At 70.8% G+C, this 18,983-nt stretch carries 18 protein-coding genes and 1 pseudogene; 5 read left to right on the top strand and 14 right to left on the bottom strand.

What is annotated here, in order from left to right:
• Window positions 1–117: 117 nt before the first annotated feature.
• Window positions 118–1,428, top strand: coding sequence for an HAD-IC family P-type ATPase (locus tag ABR571_RS11515; RefSeq protein WP_409453347.1), 1,311 nt, complete (start codon window positions 118–120; stop codon window positions 1,426–1,428).
• Between the two features lie 58 nt (window positions 1,429–1,486).
• Window positions 1,487–2,275: an HAD-IC family P-type ATPase gene (locus ABR571_RS11520; RefSeq protein WP_409453348.1), complete on the top strand. Its 789-nt coding sequence runs from the start codon at window positions 1,487–1,489 to the stop codon at window positions 2,273–2,275.
• Here the strand turns inward: ABR571_RS11520 and ABR571_RS11525 are convergent.
• Together ABR571_RS11525 and ABR571_RS11530 are read right to left on the bottom strand one after the other, a co-directional pair.
• Complete coding sequence (locus ABR571_RS11525; RefSeq protein ID WP_409453349.1) at window positions 2,272–3,459, bottom strand: MFS transporter; 1,188 nt, start codon at window positions 3,457–3,459, stop codon at window positions 2,272–2,274. The two genes, ABR571_RS11520 and ABR571_RS11525, sit on opposite strands and share 4 nt — an antisense overlap.
• A 16-nt stretch (window positions 3,460–3,475) precedes the next feature.
• Window positions 3,476–3,661 carry a hypothetical protein gene (locus tag ABR571_RS11530; protein WP_409453350.1) on the bottom strand — a complete coding sequence of 62 codons (186 nt, stop codon included), beginning with the start codon at window positions 3,659–3,661 and terminating at the stop codon, window positions 3,476–3,478.
• 71 nt (window positions 3,662–3,732) lie between these two features.
• On the opposite strand from ABR571_RS11530, the gene ABR571_RS11535 reads away from it, so the two are divergent.
• A complete protein-coding gene (locus ABR571_RS11535; RefSeq protein WP_409453351.1) occupies window positions 3,733–4,944 on the top strand; it encodes an MFS transporter in 1,212 nt (403 codons plus the stop codon).
• Between the two features lie 85 nt (window positions 4,945–5,029).
• Entirely contained in the window at window positions 5,030–6,475 is a 1,446-nt protein-coding gene (locus tag ABR571_RS11540; RefSeq protein ID WP_409453352.1) for a CHAD domain-containing protein, read from the top strand.
• 28 nt (window positions 6,476–6,503) lie between these two features.
• Here the strand turns inward: ABR571_RS11540 and ABR571_RS11545 are convergent, their stop codons facing one another.
• Window positions 6,504–6,932, bottom strand: a complete 429-nt coding sequence (locus ABR571_RS11545; protein ID WP_409453353.1) for an ester cyclase — start codon at window positions 6,930–6,932, stop codon at window positions 6,504–6,506.
• A gap of 131 nt (window positions 6,933–7,063) precedes the next feature.
• Here ABR571_RS11545 and ABR571_RS11550 point away from each other — a divergent pair, with 131 nt between their 5' ends.
• Window positions 7,064–9,358 carry an ATP-binding protein gene (locus tag ABR571_RS11550; RefSeq protein WP_409453354.1) on the top strand — a complete coding sequence of 765 codons (2,295 nt, stop codon included), beginning with the start codon at window positions 7,064–7,066 and terminating at the stop codon, window positions 9,356–9,358.
• Here ABR571_RS11550 and ABR571_RS11555 read toward each other — a convergent pair.
• From ABR571_RS11555 to ABR571_RS11605, 11 genes and pseudogenes are all read right to left on the bottom strand, one after another.
• Window positions 9,349–9,750, bottom strand: a complete 402-nt coding sequence (locus ABR571_RS11555) for an MmcQ/YjbR family DNA-binding protein (RefSeq protein WP_409453355.1) — start codon at window positions 9,748–9,750, stop codon at window positions 9,349–9,351. The two genes, ABR571_RS11550 and ABR571_RS11555, sit on opposite strands and share 10 nt — an antisense overlap.
• Before the next feature lie 9 nt (window positions 9,751–9,759).
• Window positions 9,760–10,512: an FAD:protein FMN transferase gene (locus ABR571_RS11560; RefSeq protein WP_409453356.1), complete on the bottom strand. Its 753-nt coding sequence runs from the start codon at window positions 10,510–10,512 to the stop codon at window positions 9,760–9,762.
• Window positions 10,509–10,961: an FMN-binding protein gene (locus ABR571_RS11565; RefSeq protein ID WP_409453357.1), complete on the bottom strand. Its 453-nt coding sequence runs from the start codon at window positions 10,959–10,961 to the stop codon at window positions 10,509–10,511. The genes ABR571_RS11560 and ABR571_RS11565 overlap by 4 nt, the downstream gene beginning before the upstream one ends.
• A 25-nt stretch (window positions 10,962–10,986) precedes the next feature.
• The gene (locus ABR571_RS11570) at window positions 10,987–12,375 is read right to left on the bottom strand and encodes a ferric reductase-like transmembrane domain-containing protein (RefSeq protein ID WP_409453358.1); all 1,389 of its coding nucleotides are present in this window, start codon (window positions 12,373–12,375) and stop codon (window positions 10,987–10,989) included.
• A gap of 124 nt (window positions 12,376–12,499) precedes the next feature.
• A complete protein-coding gene (locus tag ABR571_RS11575) occupies window positions 12,500–12,844 on the bottom strand; it encodes an alpha/beta fold hydrolase (RefSeq protein ID WP_409453359.1) in 345 nt (114 codons plus the stop codon).
• 345 nt (window positions 12,845–13,189) lie between these two features.
• The gene (locus tag ABR571_RS11580; RefSeq protein ID WP_409453360.1) at window positions 13,190–13,483 is read right to left on the bottom strand and encodes a hypothetical protein; all 294 of its coding nucleotides are present in this window, start codon (window positions 13,481–13,483) and stop codon (window positions 13,190–13,192) included.
• Between the two features lie 132 nt (window positions 13,484–13,615).
• A complete protein-coding gene (locus tag ABR571_RS11585; protein ID WP_409453361.1) occupies window positions 13,616–14,080 on the bottom strand; it encodes a sigma-70 family RNA polymerase sigma factor in 465 nt (154 codons plus the stop codon).
• A gap of 104 nt (window positions 14,081–14,184) precedes the next feature.
• Window positions 14,185–15,714, bottom strand: coding sequence for a sialidase family protein (locus tag ABR571_RS11590; protein WP_409453362.1), 1,530 nt, complete (start codon window positions 15,712–15,714; stop codon window positions 14,185–14,187).
• 112 nt (window positions 15,715–15,826) lie between these two features.
• Entirely contained in the window at window positions 15,827–17,428 is a 1,602-nt protein-coding gene (gene serA, locus ABR571_RS11595) for a phosphoglycerate dehydrogenase (protein WP_409453363.1), read from the bottom strand.
• Window positions 17,425–18,555: a phosphoserine transaminase gene (serC, locus tag ABR571_RS11600; protein WP_409453364.1), complete on the bottom strand. Its 1,131-nt coding sequence runs from the start codon at window positions 18,553–18,555 to the stop codon at window positions 17,425–17,427. The genes serA and serC overlap by 4 nt, the downstream gene beginning before the upstream one ends.
• 350 nt (window positions 18,556–18,905) lie before the next feature.
• A pseudogene (locus ABR571_RS11605) lies at window positions 18,906–18,977 on the bottom strand (VOC family protein); the annotation flags it as partial.
• Window positions 18,978–18,983 lie beyond the last annotated feature (6 nt).

Raw genomic sequence — 18,983 nt, forward strand, 5'->3', positions numbered from 1 at the left:
CGCCTGCCGAGGACCTGACCTACCGCAAGCTCGCGGTCGTCTACGGCGTGGACGCCGTACCCGTGCGGACCGGTAGCGTCGGGCGGCCCTGAGCGGCCAACCGCTACCCTCCCCGACATGCCGGTGCCCAGGGGCAGACAAATCCCCTTCACCAGCGCGCTGAGTGGACTCGTGCTGTTGGGTGTCATGTTCACCCTCGCGGCGCCGATCCATGTCGCGGCCATATTCTCCGCCTGGGCGCTCGTCTACCTGGTCGAGTTCGTGGTCCGGGATCGGTTCGGGCTGCGCCGACACCTGTTGCTCCCCGAGGTGCAGGCCGCCGGTGTGTCGGCCGTCGTCCTCGGCGGCGCCGCGGTGGCGTCCGCGGCCTCCCCCGGGCGCCCGTTGATCGACCTGATATACGCCGGGTGCTATCTGGCGGCCGGATGGGCGCCGCTGCAGACGGGACTGCGGGCGCTGCGCCATAAGACCATCGATGTCGAACTGCTGATGGTGATCGCCGCGCTCTGTGCGGCGGGCACCGGCAACGCCTTCGACGGCGCCTTGCTCTTCGTGATCTTCAGCAGCTCTCGCGCCCTGGCGGCAATCGCGACGCGCCGCACCCAGGAGTCGGTGCGCAGCCTGCTGACGCTCACCCCCGAGCACGCCAGGAGGATCACCGCCGACGGCCGCGAGGAGCTGGTGCCCGCGACGGCGCTCGGCGTCGCGGACGAGATCGTCGTGCGCCCGGGCGAGCGCATCGGAGCCGACGGCAACATCCTCGCCGGCAGCAGCGAGGTCGACCAGGCGAGCGTGACCGGCGAGCCGATGCCGGTCACGAAGCATCCCGGCGACGAGGTCTTCGCCGGAACGGTGAATGGCGTCGGGACGCTGCGGATCACCGTCACGCGCCGCGGCGCGGAATCGGTGGTCGCCCGGATCGTCGCCCAGGTCGAGCAGGCCAGCACGACCAAGGCCAAGACCCAGGTCGTGCTCGAGCACTTCGAGCGGCGTTACTCGGTCGGCGTCGTCGCCGCGACGGTCGCGATCCTGGTGCTGCCTTTCGTGCTGGGAACGAGCTACCGGCCCGGTCTGCTCCGGGCCATGGCCTTCATGATCGTGGCCTCGCCGTGCTCCTTGACGCTCGCGACCATGCCCGCCTTGCTCGCCGCAGTCGCCGACGCCGGCCGGCACGGAGCGCTCGTCAAAGGTGCCGCCGTGATGGAACGGCTCGGCAAGGTGACCACGATCGCCTTCGACAAGACCGGAAGCCTCACGCTGGGCGCGCCAGAGGTCGTCGAGGTCCTCGTGCTGCCGGCCTGCGCGTTCGACGGCGACGACGTCGTTCGGCTCGCGGCCGCGGCCGACCGGGGGAGCGAACATCCTCTCGCCGACGCCGTGCTCAAGGGAGGCCGCGGCCCGGGGACTGGAGAGCCCCGAGGCGCATAACTTCCGCGCCGAGCCGGGCCGCGGCGTACATGCCCGGATCGGCGGACAAGAAGTCGCGGTGACCAGCCCGTCCACCGCCCCCGCCGACGAGAACAGGGCCGCGGTCGACGCGGTACGGGCAATCGAGAGCGCCGGATCGACCGCGTTGGTGGTCAGTGTCGACGGACGGCATGTCGGCGTGCTCGGCCTCACCGACCAGCTGCGCGTCGATGCGGCCCGGACCGTCGCCGCGCTCACCGAACTCACCGACGACGAGCCGCTGGTGCTCACCGGCGACGGCGCCGGCGCGGCCACCCGGACCGCTCGCCAGGCCGGCATCACCGATGTGCGGGCCCGGCTCCCGCCGGCGGACAAGGTCGCGGTCATCAGTGGGCTGCAGTCGGCCGGCAAACGGGTCACCTACGTCGGCGACGGCATCAACGACGCACCCGCGCTGATGACGGCCGACGTGGGCGTGGCCATGGCGAACGGCGCCGACCTGGCGCTGGAAACCTCCGACGTCGTCATCGTCCGCGGCGATCTGGCGCCGCTTCCGGCGATGATCAGGCAGTCCCGGCACGCCCGCCGCGTGATGATCCAGAACTTCGTCCTGGCCGCCGCCGTCATCGTCGGCCTGGTTGCCTACGACCTCGCGGCGACGCTGCCGCTTCCCGTCGCGGTCGCCGGCCATGAGGGCTCAACGCTGCTCGTCGCCCTCAACGGGCTGCGCCTGCTGCGCAGCGGCGTCTGGGGCGAGTTCCCCCGTCCACCTGCTCGTCGCCCGGCGGCCGCTCAGCTGCGCCGGTTCGCGCTGGCCGCTGTTTCCTTCACCGCTCTCGGTCTGCTGGCCGCGCACCAGCTCAGCTAGGGCCGCAGCACCGGGACCAGCAAGACGAGCGCGGCCAGTTGAACTCCACCGACGAAGCCGGCCGTGGCCGCCACGCCGTGCTCGTACAGCACACCGATGAGCGCCGCGCCGGCCAGCCACGACAGGCCGTAGATGGCGGTGAAGGTCCCGTACCCGGCCCCCCGTCTGTGGGCCGGAACCAGGTCGGCGACGGCGGCCCGCATCGTCGAGTCGTGGATACCCAACCCGGCGCCCCACACGGCCGCGCCCGCGATCACGAGACCGGTCGTCGTCGACAGCGAGAGCAGCGGAACCACTGCCGCCAGGAACGGCAGGACCACCAGGCCCCGCAAACCGACCCGGTCATAGATCCGCCCGAAGGCGACGGCGGCGCCCGACGCTGCGGCCATGGCGAGGGCGTACAGCACCGGGACCACTGACGCCGGCATGAGATGGCGCGACGTCACGTGGAAGGCCAGCACCGCCCAGGTGGAGAACCCGAGCATCGTCATGGCCGAGAAGGCCGCGTACTGCCAGAAACGCTTCGGCAGGCCCGTCTCCAACCGCAGCTTCTTGCTCTCCGAAACGTCCGCGGCCGGTTCCCACAGCGCGGGGTCGGGCGCGGAGCGACGCAGCCTGAGCAGGGCGATCACGGCGAAGGCCCCCGGCACCGCGAGCAGCGCGAAGGCGAGGCGGTAATGCCCGTCGAGAGCCAGGACGAGGGCGACGAGCAGCGGCCCCGTCATGGCGCCGACCTGGTCGAGGGCCTCGTGCAGGCCGAAGGCGTAACCGCGTCCCATCTCGGCCGACGCGTGCGCCAACATCGAGTCGCGGGCGGGCGTCCGGACCGCTTTGCCCACGCGCTCGCCGTTGTAGAGCAGCCCGGCGGCGCTCAACCCGCCGGCCACCGCCAACAGGGGCACGCAGACGGCGGTCATGACGTAGCCGATCAACGTCTGCGGCCACGGTTTGCCGATCCGGTCGGCCATCCGGCCGGTGAACAGCCGCAGCACCAGTGCGGCGGCCTCACCAGCGCCGGTGACCAGACCGACGACCGCCGCACTGGCGCCCAACGAGCCGAGGTAGGGCCCGATGATCGAGCGGGCGCCCTCGTACACGACGTCGGCGAGGGCGGACACGATGCCGAAGCCGACGATGAACCGCACCGGGCTGATGCGGTTGCCGGCCCCGGCCGATAGGCTCATGAACGAGTGGTCAGGGTCAGCCGCCCGCGTAGCGAATCATGAATTCGCGGTCTGTGTCGCGGCCGCCCTCGGGGTCGCGGGCGACATGCGTATCGGTCGTCTCGACCATGTCCTCGGCCGGAATCCGCTTCGGCAGATGTGTGAACCGGCTCGCGTCGTGTCCCGCCCGGACAGCCGCGCCGCCGTCAACGTGTTCGTCCATTGCGCGAGTATGCGCCCAGAACGGTGAGGAGAGCAGCCGTGAGCCGACGCTCCGCGTCTCTGCCTCCTGCTGTGACCGGGAACATCTCGCGCGCGACACGCGGGACCTACCTCGCCTTCATCGGCGCCGGCTTCGCGTTCGCGAGTTGGGCCGCCCGCATCCCCCAGGTCCGTGACGGGTTGCACCTCTCGGCGGCCGACCTGGGGCTGGTCCTGTTGTCCCTTGCCGCCGGCGCGCTGATCGCGCTGCCCCTCGCCGGCGCGATCGTCCACCGCTTCAACTCCCGGCGAACGGTGGCGACGATGTCCCTGCTGCTCGCCGTGGGCCTCGTCACGGTGGCCATCGGTTACCGGACCGGCGTGGCCGGCGTGGTGATCGGCCTGTTCGTCGTCGGGTTCGCGAACGGTGCGTGGGACGTGGCGATGAACGTCCAGGGTGCGCTCGTCGAGCGGCAGCGGGGGCGCTCGATCATGCCTCGCTTCCACGCCGGCTTCAGCGTGGGGACCGTCGCCGGCGCACTGGTCGCCACGCTGATGGTGGCGGTGCACGTCTCGGTGACTGTCCACCTACTGGGCGTGGCCGGGCTGATCGCGGCGACGATGCCGTTGGCCGTCCAGGACTTCCTGCCCGACGTCAACACCGACGTCGACACCGAAACCACACCGGACGCGCCGGCGGAGAAGTCCGCCGAGACTCCCCGCGCGGCCACGGCGCTGACCCGCTGGCTCGAGCCGCGCACCCTGCTGATCGGCGTCGTCGTGTTGGCCTTCGCGTTCACCGAGGGCAGTGGCAACGACTGGATCAGCGTGGCGCTCATCGACGGGTACGGCGTCCCGGCCGCCGTCGGCTCGCTCGGCTTCGCCGCATTCCTGACCGCCATGACGACGCTGCGCTGGTTCGGCACCGGGCTGCTCGACCGGTACGGACGGGTCACGGTGCTGCGCGGGCTGTCGCTCGTGGCCATCGCCGGTCTCGCTCTGTTCGTGTTCAGCCCCTGGACGCCGTTGGCCTTCGCCGGCGCGCTGCTCTGGGGCGCCGGGGCATCACTCGGTTTCCCGGTCGGCATGAGCGCGGCCGCCGACGATCCGACAGCGGCCGCCGGTCGGGTCAGCGTCGTGGCCTCGATCGGCTACTGCGCCTTTCTGGGTGGGCCGCCCCTGATCGGCTTCGTCGGTTCCCACGACACGGTCCTGCACGCGCTGCTCGCGGTGGCCGTGCTGCTGTCGGTGGCCATGACCCTGGTCGGCGCGCTCCGCCCACTGCCCGGCGCAGCGGGGAGCTGACGCCGACAGGGCACCGGCTGACTAGGCAGGGGTTGCTGTTCACCTCCGCTGGGTAGAGTCGCGGCTCTTCGAGTGAGGAGCGGTGATGGTGGACAGCCCCATGACCCAGCAGCGGGAACGGGAACTCAAGTTCGACGTGCCCGACGGCTGGGAGCTGCCGAACCTCGCCTCGATCGTGCCGGCGGGCGGATCCGTGGACCGCCGCTCGGTCTCGCTGGACAGCACCTACTACGACACCGCGGACCACGCCCTCCGCGCCGCCCGGGTCACCCTTCGACGGCGCACCGGCGACGAGGACGAGGGGTGGCAGCTGAAGGTGCCGACCGGCGACGCCCGCACCGAGATCGGCTTGCCGCTCGGCCCACGGGACGTGCCGGCCGAGTTGCGTCAACTCACGACCGGAGTCCGCGCGGGCGCGCCGGTGCGGCCGGTCGCCCGCGTCCGGACCGAGCGGCAGGGGCACGCCTTCCTGGCCCCCGACGGGACGCCACTGGCCGAGTTGGCGTTCGACGACGTCATCGCGACCGCCATGGGCGGGTCGGCCACTGTCACCGCCTGGCGTGAGGTCGAGGTGGAGCTGAAGGCCGGCGACGAAGCCCTGCTCAAGAGGGCGGCCAAAGCGCTGCGGCGTGCCGGAGCGGAGCCGTCGGCTTCCGGCTCGAAGCTGGCCCGAGCGTTGGGCGCCACGATGAGCCGCGCCCCGTCCGGGGCGCCGAGGTCGGTTCTCGACGCCGTGCTGCCCTATCTGGCCGAGCAGCACGCCGCGATGGTCGCCGCCGATCTCGAGCTCCGCCGCGACCGCGACGTGGTGCACGTCACGCGGGTCGCGTGCCGCCGCTATCGCAGCGCACTGCACGTGTTCGACGACCTCTTCGACGCCGATCGCGCCGCCTTCCTCGACGGCGAGCTCAAGTGGTATGCGGGCGTCCTCGGCGCGGTCCGGGATCTTCAGGTGCTGGGCACGCAGCTGCGCGCAGAGCTCGCGGACCTGCCTGACGAACTGGTTCTCGGGCCGGTGTCGGCCCGTTTGGAACAGACGCTGTCCCATGACCTCGCCGCCGCGCGGAGCAAGCTCGCCTCAGCACTGGCCGGTCGCCGCTACGTCGCGCTGTTGCGCGAGCTCCGGGCCTGGGCCGAGCAAGCGCCAGTCGTCGCCAAGGACAAGCCGGCGGCCCGGCTGGACAAGTACTTGAGCAAGGCTGAGCGCAAACTCGACCGACGGATCGAGCTGGCCGCGGCGGTCGACGACGACGCCGCCGGCAAGAACGACGCGCTGCACCGCGTCCGCAAGGCCGCGAAGCGAGCTCGCTACACGGCCGAGCTGAGTGCGCCGGCTCTCGGCAAGCGCGCCGCCGGGTCGGCCAAGCGCGCCAAAAAGCTGCAAACCACGCTCGGGCACCGGCAGGATGCGGTGATCGCGGTCGAGTTCCTGCGGCGCCTCGGCGCAGTCGCCGGCACGACGCCGGGCGAGAACGGCTTCACGTTCGGACTCCTCTTCGCCCGCGTCGCGCGGCGTGGTCAGGAGGGCTGACGCCACAACGCCCGGCCGGGACCAGCGGTCAGCTTCCCGAAGCGACCGGGAACAGTCCGAGCTGCTGCAGCTGGCTGAGCTGATCGACGACGTGCCAGTGCTCAGCCATCCGGCCGTCGTCGAGACGATGGATGTCGATGCCGCTTATCGTGTACTCCCGGTCGGTGGGCGGGATTCCGACGAACTCGCCCGTGTGCCGGCCGGTGCTCGACCAACGCACCACGACGCGGTCGCCCTCCGCGATCACGTCCTCGACCGTGAACCGCAGGGGCGCGAACGCGGAGCGCAGGAGTTCGACCCGCGCGACGAAATCGTCCCGGCCGTCGCCCTGTCCGGGCAACGGGTCGTGCTCGACGTAATCGGTCAGGGCCAGCTCGGACAGCAGATCCGTCCTCCCCTCGTTCAGAACCTCGCTGTAGTAGCGCCCGACAACCTGCTTGTTCTGCTCGACAGTCATGTCAGCTCCTCGCTCGCGGCTTCGCTGTGTGCATGCCAGAGTGACGCTGAGGTCGCCGGTCCGCCACGATTTCGCCCACCGACTGACCCACCGACTCGGGCGCACGAGGAGGACGCACGAGGAGGACGCCGATGCCCGACGACGACCTGGAGAGTGGTCAGGCATTCGGCGCCGCCGTCCGTGGATTTCGCGTGGCCGCCCGCCTCACCCAGGCCGACCTCGCCGACCTCGCCGGGATAAGTGAACGCGCGGTCAGCGACATCGAGCGCGGGCTGCGCACCCGGGTCTACCCGGTGACGGCGCGCTCGCTCGCCGACGCCCTCCACCTGGTCGGCGATCAGCGCACCTGGTTCGAGCGGTCGGCCCGAGGACGCCGCCTGAGGTCGCGGCTCGAGGAGGCACAGGACGCCGAATGGGCGGCCATGCGGCGGGACAGCTTGATCGGCCGAACCGCCGAGGTCGATCAGGCCTTGTCCACGCTGCAGTCCTCGGAGTGGCGGCTCGCCACGTTGACCGGTCCGGGAGGCGTCGGAAAGTCCCGGGTCGCGGCGGAGGTGTGCGCGTCCTCGCCGGAGGCGCGCGTCCTCTGGATACAGCTGGCGGACTTCGACGATGCCGACGCCGTCCGTCCCGCCATCGCGCGCAGCGCGGGACGCCCGGCCGACGCGTCGCCAGGTGTCATCCGGGCCGCTCTGGACAGCGAGCCGACGCTTCTCGTGCTCGACACCTTCGAGCGGGTGCTCGCCGCGGCCGACGAAGTGGCCCGGCTCGCCGACGCGACGGGCGAACTGCGTTTGCTCGTCACCTCCAGGTCTCCGCTGCGGGTGCGCGGTGAACGGGAGATCCCGATCGGCCCGCTTCCGCACGGCCCCGCCGCGGACCTGTTCCGCCGGCGCGCCGTTGCCGCCGGCGCCAACCTGGCCGACTCCGCCGAGGCAGCCGTGGCCGAAGTCGTGGCGGCCGTTTCCGGCTTGCCGCTTGCGATCGAGTTGGCCGCTGCCCAGCTACGGCACTTGCCCCTGCCGGCGCTGGCGTCCGAACTCGCCCAGCCGCTGGAGGTGTTGAGCGGGGGGGCGCGGGAATTGCCGGCCCGGCAACGGACGATGCGAGCAACGATCAAGTGGAGCTTTGATCTGTTGTCGCCCGAGGATCGGGCTCTTTTCGTACGACTCAGCCGGTTCGCCGGGCCGTGGACCCTCGACGACGCGCAAACCGTAGCGGCGGGGACGCGGTCGCGGGGGGACATTTTGGCCGGCGTGGCCCGCCTGTGCCAACACGCTTTGGTGCAGCCCGACGAGCGCGGGGCGGCTGGAGGCGCGGGCCGTTGGCGCCTGCTCGATCCCGTCCGCGAGTTCGCCTGGGAAGCGTGCGTCGCTGCCCGGGCCGACGGGGTCACCGCCCGCCGGCACGCGGAGCGCACCGCGGAGATCGTCGAGGCCGCGGCGCCGAGGCTCCTCGGCCATCAGCAGGCCGAGGCGCGGATCGTCCTGCGCGACGCCGCGCCGAACGTCCGCGTGGCCGTGAAATGGGCACTGGACGAGCGTGAGGCCGACCTGGCCCTGCGGTTGGTGGCGGCGATGTGGATGTCGTGGCGAGTGGAGGGTGCATTCACCGAGGGTCGCGCCTGGGTGGAAGGTGCACTGGGCCTGCCCGAAGGCGCTGGATCCGTGCACCGGCCCCAAGCGCTGTGGGCCGCGGCGTGGCTCGCGTATCACCAACGGGACTTCAGCCGGGCGACCGTTTGTGGCGAGCAGCTGAGGCGGGCGGCGGCGGCAAGCGCCGACCGGCTTCTTGCGCGGAACGCGCTGACGATCCTCGGCGAGGTCGCCATGGCCGAGCGACGCTTCGGTGACGCCGTCGACCACCTCTCCCGCGCGCTGGCGCTGGCCACCGAGGCCGAAGCGCCTTGGCACCGGGCGACCTCGTTGCTGAACCTCGGCACGGCGCTGGTCCATGGCGGGGACCCGGTGCGCGCTGAAACCCTGCTGCTCGAAGCCCTCGCCGAACACGAGCGTGCCGGCGACATGCACTTCGCCGCCCGTTCGACCATCGAGGCCGGTTACGCCTCGCTGGTGGCCGGCGATCTGGCGGCCGCGCGTAACCGTTTCGTCGACGGTTTGCGCCGGTTCATGGCCGTGGCCGAGCTGTGGGGCACGGCCGAGGCGGTCATGGGGGTCGCCGTCGTCGCAGCCGCCCTGGGCGACGTGGAGACCGCCGCCACGCTGGCCGGCGCCACCGATGCCGCGTACGCCGAGATGGCCGTGCACCTGATCGAGCCGGACGCTGCTTTGGCCCGACGCGTTCTCGACGCGTGCCGAGTCAGCGCCGACGAGGCCACCTGGTCGACCGCGTGGGCGGAAGGCCGAACGCTCTCCGTCGAGGACGCCGCCCGAATCGCGCTCGACCGGATGGTCGGTCAGTCGTGAGTGCGGGTCGCTCCCATGTACCGGGCGGCGAGAGGCTCGGGCGCGCAGGCGAGCCAGCCGTCGACGAGCGCCGCGCGCAGCTCTCGCTTCTTGGCCTTGGCCAGCTGGACCAGGACGGCGGGGTAGCCGTTGAAGTGCGGGATGGTGAAGAACGCAACCGGGTTGGCGGCGAGGACCGCCTCCTTCTCACCGAGATCGGCGACTGCCACCGCCACGATGGGACCAGTCGGTGGGGTGTCCTCACCGAAGCGCTTGAGATCGGCCTTGCTGAACGGACGTTCCCAGGCGAACGCCTTGCCGGCAACCACCCACGTCCGGTGCCCGAAGCGCTCGCCCTCGGTCACCTCGGGTAGCTCGTGCGCCAGGCGGGCGACTTCGCCGATGCTGATCATTCGGTCAATCTAGGCGCCCCAGCCGCTGCTCGCCGTGACGGTTCCGTCGGCCAGCACGACCAGCGCCTCGTAACCCGGAATCCCCTCGATCCACCGGCACCCGCGGTCGCCTTTGACGAACACCGCCGTCGCGAATGCATCGGCGAACGTGAGCGACGGACCGGTGACCGACGCGCTGGCCACCCCGGTCACGGCGCGGCCGGTGTAGGGATCGCGAATGTGCGCTCCCCGCTCGGCCGTGCCGGATGTCGCGACGGCGAAGTCCTGCCCGCACACCGTGGTGAGCACGGTGGTCGAGTCGTGCGGGTCGGTGATCCCGACCGTCCAGGGCCGGCCGGGCGCCGCCTCACCGGAAAGCTGCACGTCGCCGCCGCCGTTCACGAGGTGGTTGCGCGAGCCCCGCGCGCGCAGCAGGCGGCTGGCCCGTTCGACCGCCCAACCCTTGACCAGACCGGTGGGATCGAGACGGCGGTCGGTGACTGCACTGAACGCGCCGTCCGTCTCGAGTTGAATCTGGGCGCTGAGGTCGAGGACGGTTGCCACCTCGGGATGGGCACCGCGCAGCGTCAGCTCACCGCGGCCCATGCGGCTGATATCGCTGTCGGGCCGATAGGTGCTGAACACCGCGTCGACCTCGTGCAGCCAGGTCACGACCTCGGCCACCGCGTCGTCCCAGTTGCCGGTGTCGCGGACGTCGATGCTGAAGACGGTGCCCATGCAGTGCTCGACGTGCCGAGTGCGCGCCTGCGTCGCCGGCGTCACAGGCCGGCCTTGTCGATCGCGCTCTGCAGCGAACCGATGTAACCGTCGCTGGTCACCGTGGCGCCGGAGATGGTGTCGATCTGCGCGCTGCCGGCGGACACGGCCTCCTGGTTCAGCGCCGGAACGGCGTAGGCATTGATCTGCTGGTCGCGCGAGTTCCCGGACGGGAACACGACGGCGTCGGCCTTGGTGACCGTGCCGTTGGTGACCGTGATCTGTACCTGCACCGGTCCCCAGCGGGTGTCGACGGAATCGCCCGTGACCGTCTTGGCCCCCGAGGTCGGCGTCGAGGCGGCTGAGGATGCGGCCGAGGACGCGGCCGACGGCGCGGCCGAGCCGGTGGCGTCGTTACCAGGGGTACCCGCGGCGACCGACGTGGTGCCGGCGGTCGGGCTGTGGGTCTTGAAGTCGGTGATCGTGCTGGACAATGCAAGTGCGACTCGTCGCATCAGAAATCCTCTGTACTCGGTTCGGTCAGAATTCGAAGGACTCGCAGTGGACCCGCCCGCGCGGCACCCGGGCGGCGCGCAGGGCGCGCCGGACGGCCCCGGTCATCGGCTCGGGGCCACAGATGTAGACGTCGTGCTGACCGATGTCGGGGACGGCCGCCGCGAGCGCCTCGGCGGACAGCGGATCCCAGCCGAGGTCGTGGCGGCGCCCAGCGACGACGAGCAGACGGGCGCCCCGCTGCCGCGCGATAGCCGCCAGCTCGTCGCGGAACACGACGTCGGCCTCATGGCGCACGCGGTAGATCAGGGTGATGTCGGCCGGCTCCGCCGGCAACGACTCGAACAGCGCGCGGATCGGCGTGATGCCGATGCCGCCGGCGACGAGCAAGACCTTGCGGCGGGTGCGGCGGGCCACCGTCATCGCCCCGTACGGCCCCTCGGCTACGACGCGGGTGCCGGGCCGCAACCGCCTCAGTGCCGCGCTGTGCTCACCGAGGTCCTTCACCGTGATCCGCAGGCTGTTGGGACGCGGCGCGGCGGACAGCGAGTACGGGTTGGCCGCCCACCAGAGGTCACGGGTGAGGAACCGCCAGCGGAAGAACTGGCCCGAGGTCGCCCGCAGCCGGTCGAGGTCGCGTCCGCTGACGACGATCGACACCACGCCCGGGGCCTCCTGCTGCACGGCGGCCACGCACATCTGGTGCCGGGACGCTTGGATCAGCGGCACCGCGAACCGGTACCACAGGATCGCGGCTCCCACGGCGATGTACATCGCCGCCCACACCAGTCGGGCGGGGGCATTGGTCATGAAGTCGGCGCCGGTGGCGAACTGGTGGCTGAACGCGAGCGCGATGGCGAGGTAGGTGTAGAAGTGCAGGTAGTACCAGGTCTCGTAGCGCATCCGCCGGCGAGCGGCTCGGGCCGACACGATTCCTACGCCGAGGAGCAGCAAGCCGGCCACCGTCGCCATGAGCACGTCGGGGTAGCTGACGAGCAGGGTGCTGGTCTGGCTGACGACGTCGGTGTGCGCAGTGACCGAGTAGCCCCAGATGATAAGCAGGCCGTGCGCGACCACGAGGCTGACCGAGTAGCGGCCACCGTGCGCGTGCCATCGTGCGAGCCGGTCGGCGCCGATTCCCCGCTCCAGCGGGGGGATCCGGGCCATGAGGGCGACGAGCACCACCATGGCGTAGCCGGCCAGCAGGCCGGTGATGCGACCGGCGTTCGTCAGCCAGTCCCCTAGGCCGTGAATCGAGGCGGTGTCGTGCCACCACAGGGCGATGGTGGCGATCGCCCCGCCGGCGATGGCCGCCAGCACGGCGCCGGGATTGACGCCGGCGAGCTCGGCCGCAGCCGATGGGTCGGCCGGCGTAATCCGGCGGACGTCCGGCCGGCCGGTCGTCACGGCGGTCATCGACCGACTCCGTTGGCCTGCATCGAATCTCCTCGAATCGTCCATCTGCACCGTCCTCGGTGCGGATGAGTCGATCCTGCGAGACAGGGGGTCATGCCGGTGCTAGCCGATGGTCAAGGGAGCCCTAAGAGTTGATGAGAGTCGACCGGGACGCACCCAGGTGGATGACGGCCGAGACGGCGGCCGAGTCGTCGCCCATCGGGATGTGCCCGCAGCGCGGCAGATCAGCGACGTGCGTACCCGCCGGCAATTCCTCCATCCGGCGCGACTGCCGGCGCAGGAGCACCCGGTCACGGCGGCCGAAGGCCACCGTCGTCGGCACATCGAGCAGCCGCGCGGGGGCGTACCGAGCGTGCGGCGTCGCTCTCAGCGCCCCGGGAAAGCCGGCGCAGCGGCCCATGTCCCGGACCGCGCGTTGCGCGTCGGACACGGCGACCGCGACCGGCCGTCCGTGTGATTGGCCCAGCACCAGGGCACGGCCCCACCAGAATCTGACTGACCAGCACGTCAGACGCTCTGCGTGCGCGGCCAGCCAGCGCGTCGAACGCAGACTTATCCGGCAGTACCGGGGCGTGTGCTTCTTCCACAAGCCGGGCGGCGAGGCGTCCACTCCGGCGGGCAGGGGCGGTGAGTCGCCGAAACCGGGGAGGTCGACGGCCACCACGCCGAACCGGGTCGACGAGCAACGGCAGTAACGGGGCCCACGAGTGGCGCGACAGGCCCAGACCGTGGATCAGCATGAGCGGCGCTCCGCGGCCGCAGCGTGTGTAGCTGAGACCGGTTCGCTTGGAGGCAACCGCCGAGCCGGCGCTGGTCATTCGCCTTCGCCCACGCGGCTCAGCTTCTCCGGATTCAGCACGAAGTCGATCTCGGTGATCTTGTCGTGGGCGACGGTGAAGCCCATCACGCCGACGACCTCGCCGTTGAGCTTGAACACCACGCCGGTCGCGCCGTTCACCGCACTCAACTGGGGCGTGGCGGTGTCGTTGCGTGCCGCCACCCCGATCAGCAGTCGGGCGACGTTCAGCGCGCCGGACACCGGGCGCCGGGCGACACCGGGAACCCGCCCGCCGCCGTCCGAGCGGTACACGACGTCCGGGTCGAGCACCCGGACGAGTTCGTCGACGTTGCCGTGTGAACAGGCGGCCAGGAAGGCGGTGACAGCACCGGTGTGCTGCGCCCGATCCGCGGAGAAGCGCGGTGCCGCACCCTGTACGTGGCTGCGCGCGCGGGAGACCAGCTAGCGGCAGGCCACCTCGCTGCGCCCGACGATTTCCGACACCTCGGCGTACGGGAACCCGAGCACCTCGTGCAGGACGAAGGCGGTGCGTTCGGCCGGGGTCAAGGCTTCGAGCAGGACGAGCATGGCCATGCTCACCGTCTCGTCCAGCGTCACCCGGTCCTCGGGGCCGAGCAGCGGCCGCCCCGAGGTGGACGGCACGGCCACCATCGGCTCCGGCAACCACGGACCGACGTAACGCTCCCGGCGGGTCCGGGCCGACCCCAGCTCGTCGAGGCACAGCCGCGCCACCACGGTGGTCAGCCAGCCGCGAGGGTCACGGATCATGGACCGGTCGGTCCGGTCGAAGCGCAGGTACGCCTCTTGCACGGCGTCCTCGGCGTCGGCGACAGTGCCGAGCATGCGGTACGCGACGCCGATCAGATGCGCACGGTGCCGTTCGAACTCCTCGGCCGGCTCGCTCATGAATTCATTGCCCACTTCCGGGTTCGTCAACGACGCGCGGTAGCGCGGTCACGAGTAGGACGACACCGCGTCCCGACCTGTGACAACCCGAGGCCGCCCGGCGTTCAGTCCCGGTGCTTGCTCCCGTTGTTGGCGACGACGTTCCACAGGCCGGCGGCGTCCGTGCCGCCCTTGCCCCCGAACAGGACGGGGTCACTGGCGGTTACCACCGTGCCGGCCGCCGCGCCAGGGGTGAAGGTACTGATCGGCGCATTGCAGTTGTCGAGCGCACTCGTCGTGCACGCGGTGCCGCTGGTCGGTGTCAGGGCGCTGCCGAAGACGCCATGGGCCAGGTTGTCCGAGCCGTAGGACGACGAGATATAGTCACCGACCATGCGGCCCTGGCTCGTGCTCGCGGCGAAGGTCGGCGACATCCCGGTCGCGACCGATTGAGCCGACGCCCAGGTGCTGCCGGCGTTCGCGGAGGAGATGAACCCGACGCTGAGCTGCGTGGTGCCGGCCGGGTAGTAGTAGTACGTCAAGCCGAGCTGGGCGGCCGCTCCGGACGTCGCCTTGTTGACCGCCAGGCCGGGGATGAAGTGGTCGATGCGGGAGCCTGTGGCGTCGATCGGGACGCGGGTTGCCGTCGACCAACTCGTGCCCGTGGCGTTCAACGAATGGGACACGACGATGTCGTTGACGCGGCAGGACTGACGGAAGCGGCAGTCCGTCCACGCGACGTAGACGGTGCCCGCCCCGTCTATCTCGGCCGACGGCAGCGGCCCTTCGCGCAAGCTGCCGGCCACCGTGTGGTGCTTGATGGTGGAAATGGTGGTCGTCGCGCTCCACGAGGCGCCACCGTTGGTGGAATTGAACGCTCCGACCGCCGTCTCGTTCGCGTTGTCGATCGGGACGATCACCGTGCCGTCCGGGCGCACGACCGGCTGTCCGCCGATCACGCCCGTCCCGTTCGACGCTGCCGCCGACCAGGTCTGGCCGCCATCGGTCGACGTACTCATCTGCAGCAGGTTGCCGGCGCCGTGGTTGTCCCACTCGGTGTAGCAACGGCCGTAGAAGGGGCTGGTCGCGGTGTTGTCGCAGACGATCCAGTTCTTGTCGAGGTCACCGCCGGTGGCCGTCGTGAACGGCGCACTCCAGGTCAGGCCCCCGTCGGTCGAACGGCTGGTCACAACCGCGTTGCCGTGCACGCCGCCCGATTCGAGCAGGGTCAGCGACGACACCAACCAGACGTTGTCCTTCGCATCAAAGGCGACGGACGCGTCGGTGGCCCGGTCGTTCTGGCCGCCGCCGGACCACTTGGTGATACCCCGAAGAAGCCCGCTCGTCCAGGTGGCTCCGTTGTTCGTCGACGTCGCAAAGCCCATCGCGCAGGCGCCACCGTCGTAGATGCGGCCGACCTGGAATGCGGCGACGATCGTGGCGCCGAAGGAGAAGGTGTCCGGTTCGACATCCGCGTGGTGGTTGGTGGTGGCCGACCCCTTGCAGGTGGACTGCGTGAAGGGATCGTTGGCGATGGCCGTAGGCGCCAGGGCCGATGCGGGCGCGGCTGCGGCGACGAAGGACAGCGCAGTTGCGACGGTCGCGAGGCCGAGGGCGAGGCCCCGCCGACCTAGGGAACGGGGACTTCCGAGCATTGAGGACCTCCGGATGCACCGCAGCAAACCGGGGCCGACCGTCCCGGTACGGGCTGACGTTAGGCGAGCCACTCCCGGTCCGACAGGTCCATTCGTCCCGGGGACAGCCGACCTAGAGGGTCACCGCGCGGGCGGCCGAGAATTCGGCGCCGTCGAGGAGGCGGTCCAGCCCCTCGTCCGGAACAGGGCTGTCCGTCGTGACGATCATGACGGCCTCGCCGTCGCTGCCACCCGCCCCTCCGGGCCGGCGGCCGACGGCGGCGGAGACGACGTTCACGCCCGCGTCCCCGAGCGCGGTCCCGACCCGGCCGAGCATGCCGGGACGGTCCTGGTACCGGAAGACCGCGAGACTGCCCTCGAGCTGCAGGTTGAACCGCGAGCCCCACGCTTCCAGCAGGTGCGGCCGGTTGCGGCGTCCGAGCGCGGTCCCGACGACCCGGGTCGTCTCGGCCCCGCTGCGCAACTGAACCCGAACCAGATCAGTGAAGTCATGCGCCTTCGGGCTGCTGCGCTCGGCGATCGCGATGCCGCGTTCGTGGGCGAGGGTGATCGCATTGACGTCGTGGACGTCCTCTTCGGTGTGCCCGGTGAGCAACCCCTTGACGATCTGGATGGTCAGCAGCCGGGTGTCGCGCTCGGCGATGCGGCCGAGGTACTCGACGTCGAGGCCGTCGATGGACGTCCCGGGGGCCAGCTCGGCGACGATGGTCCCGAGCATCACGGCCAGTTGCAGGAACGGGCCGATCGCCTCGAGGTCGTCGGCGGCGATGGCCGGGAGGTTCACCGCGCTGGTCACCGCGCCGCCGGTGAGGGCCGCGACGACCTGTTCGGCCGCCTGGTACCCCGCGCGGTCGGTCGCCTCGGCGGTCGACGCGCCGAGGTGCGGCGTGACGATCACGTTCGGGTAGCCGAAGAGCGGGTGTTCGGTGACCGGTTCGGTCCGGAAGACGTCGAGCGCTGCGCCGGCCACCTTGCCCGAGTCGAGGGCGGCCTGAAGGTCCTCGTCGACGACGAGTGGCCCCCGAGCGACGTTGAGGATGCGGACGCCGTCCTTCATCTTCGCGAACGCCGCGGCATTGAGCCAGCCTTCGGTCTCCTTGTTCTTGGGCAGATGCACCGTAACGAAGTCCGCGACGGCGTAGATGTCGTCAGGGGTGGCTGCGCGCTCCACGCCCAACTCGGCGAAGCGTTCCTCGGCTAGATACACGTCGAAGGCGATGACCCGCATGCCGAACCCGCGGGCGCGGTGCGCCACGAGCTGGCCGATGCGGCCGAACCCGACGATGCCGAGGGTCTTCTCGTTCAGCTCGACGCCGGTGAACTTGGACCGGTCCCACGCCCCGCCGGTCAGCGACGCATGCGCCTGCGGCACGTTGCGGGCCAGGGCGAGCAGCAAGGCCATCGTGTGCTCGGCCGCCGTGATGACGTTGGACTGCGGTGCGTTGGCGACGACGACGCCACGGCGGGTCGCGGCCTCGACGTCGACGTTGTCGACACCGACGCCCGCGCGGCCGACGACCCGCAGCCGGTCGGCCTTGGCCAGCAGGTTGGCGTCCACCTGGGTGGACGAGCGGATCAGGATGCCGTCGAAATCGGGGATCCGCCGCTCGAGCTCGGCGCGGTCCCATCCGGTTCCCAGTTCGACCTCGAGACCGGCGCCGCGCAGCAGATCGATGCCGGACTCGCCGATCTTCTCGGCGACGAGGACCTTCACCCGCTGTTCGCCACGATCCAGTCGATGCAGTCAGTCAGCGCCCGGATGTCGTCCGGTTCGACGGCGGGGAACATCCCCACCCGCAGCTGGTTGCGGCCGAGCTTGCGGTACGGCTCGACGTCGACGATGCCGTTGGCCCTTAACGTCTTGGCGATCGCGGAGGCGTCGACGCTGTCGGTGAAGTCGATGGTTCCGACCACCAGCGACCGCTTGGCCCGGTCGGCGACGAACGGGGTGGCGAACTCCGACGCGTCGGCCCAGCCGTAGAGGTGCTCGGACGACGCTCGGGTCCGGGAGACGCAGAACTCGAGACCACCTCCGGCCAGCATCCATTCGATCTGGTCGGCGAGGAGAAGCAGCGTGGCCAGCGCTGGTGTGTTGTACGTCTGGTTCTGCCGGGAGTTGTCCAGTGCGGTGTCCAGAGCGAGCGACGCCGGGATCCAGCGGCCCTCGGAGCCGGCGAGTTCGCCGATCCGTTCCACTGCTGCCGGGCTCACCGCCGCCAGCCACAGGCCACCGTCCGAGCCGAACGACTTCTGCGGCGCGAAGTAGTAGACGTCGCTCTGGCTCATGTCGACCGGGAGTCCACCGGCACCGGATGTGGCGTCGATGAGCACCAGGGCCTGTTCCGAGTCGACCGGCCGGCGAACGTCGGTCATCACGCCGGTGGACGTTTCGTTGTGCGCCCAAGTGATCACGTCCACGTCCGGGTCGCTGACCGGGTCGGGCGCGTCGCCCGGATCGGAGGAAACCACCACCGGGTCGTCGAGGAAGGGTGCGGTCTTGGTGACGGTCGCGAACTTCTGCGAGAACTCGCCGCACACCAGGTGCAATGCACGACGGCGGACCAGGCCGCACGCGGCGGCGTCCCAGAAGGCGGTGGAACCGCCGTTCCCGAGCACGACCTCGTAACCGGCCGGCAACGAGAAGAGGTCGGCGATACCGGTCCGGACCCGCTTCACCACGTCCTTGACCGGCGCCTGGCGGTGCGAGGTGCCCATCAGGTCGTGTCGGGTGGCCAGCCGCCCGAGAGCGTCGGGCCGGACCTTCGAGGGGCCGCAGCCGAACCGGCCGTCGGACGGCTTGAGGTCGGCCGGGATCGTAAGTTGAGTTTCGGTGGCTGTCACGAAGCGCTCTCTGGTCGGCCGGATCGGCGCGGCACCCCGCAGGTACCGGTGCGAGTGATGCTAGACGAAGAGCCGTTCGGGCCTCCTACTAAACTGAGCCGAGACCGACATGGCTCGGCAGATATGAAAGTCGGTGAAGGCAGTGGTAGCGCGGCCGCGAATCACGACCCCAGCGCACAAGTACGGACCCACGGCGGAGTACGGGCCGTGCGAGGTCGAGGGCTGCAACGCCAATGCGCGGGCGACCTGTGCAGCGTGCGGCGGCGAGTTCTGCTTGGGCCACCAGCGTCACGAGCAACACGGGCCCGAGGCCCAACGCTGACCCGCCGCGCACGCTGACGCGTCCTCGTTCAGGCCGGCGGGGCGAAGAACTCGAGCGCAATCCCGTCCGGGTCCCGGAACGACACCCCGGAGCCGTAGTGGTCCGG

The sequence above is a fragment of the Jatrophihabitans sp. genome (assembly GCF_046262535.1).
GTDB lineage: Bacteria > Actinomycetota > Actinomycetes > Mycobacteriales > Jatrophihabitantaceae > Jatrophihabitans.

Bases quoted from the DNA above. Each gene is read 5' to 3' on its own strand.
- ABR571_RS11515 (WP_409453347.1), top strand. From the start codon at position 118: ATGCCGGTGCCCAGGGGCAGACAAATCCCCTTCACCAGCGCGCTGAGT.
- ABR571_RS11525 (WP_409453349.1), bottom strand. From the start codon at position 3,459: ATGAGCCTATCGGCCGGGGCCGGCAACCGCATCAGCCCGGTGCGGTTC.
- ABR571_RS11530 (WP_409453350.1), bottom strand. From the start codon at position 3,661: ATGGACGAACACGTTGACGGCGGCGCGGCTGTCCGGGCGGGACACGAC.
- ABR571_RS11540 (WP_409453352.1), top strand. From the start codon at position 5,030: ATGGTGGACAGCCCCATGACCCAGCAGCGGGAACGGGAACTCAAGTTC.
- ABR571_RS11545 (WP_409453353.1), bottom strand. From the start codon at position 6,932: ATGACTGTCGAGCAGAACAAGCAGGTTGTCGGGCGCTACTACAGCGAG.
- ABR571_RS11550 (WP_409453354.1), top strand. From the start codon at position 7,064: ATGCCCGACGACGACCTGGAGAGTGGTCAGGCATTCGGCGCCGCCGTC.
- ABR571_RS11555 (WP_409453355.1), bottom strand. From the start codon at position 9,750: ATGATCAGCATCGGCGAAGTCGCCCGCCTGGCGCACGAGCTACCCGAG.
- ABR571_RS11565 (WP_409453357.1), bottom strand. From the start codon at position 10,961: ATGCGACGAGTCGCACTTGCATTGTCCAGCACGATCACCGACTTCAAG.
- ABR571_RS11570 (WP_409453358.1), bottom strand. From the start codon at position 12,375: ATGACCGCCGTGACGACCGGCCGGCCGGACGTCCGCCGGATTACGCCG.
- ABR571_RS11585 (WP_409453361.1), bottom strand. From the start codon at position 14,080: ATGAGCGAGCCGGCCGAGGAGTTCGAACGGCACCGTGCGCATCTGATC.
- ABR571_RS11590 (WP_409453362.1), bottom strand. From the start codon at position 15,714: ATGCTCGGAAGTCCCCGTTCCCTAGGTCGGCGGGGCCTCGCCCTCGGC.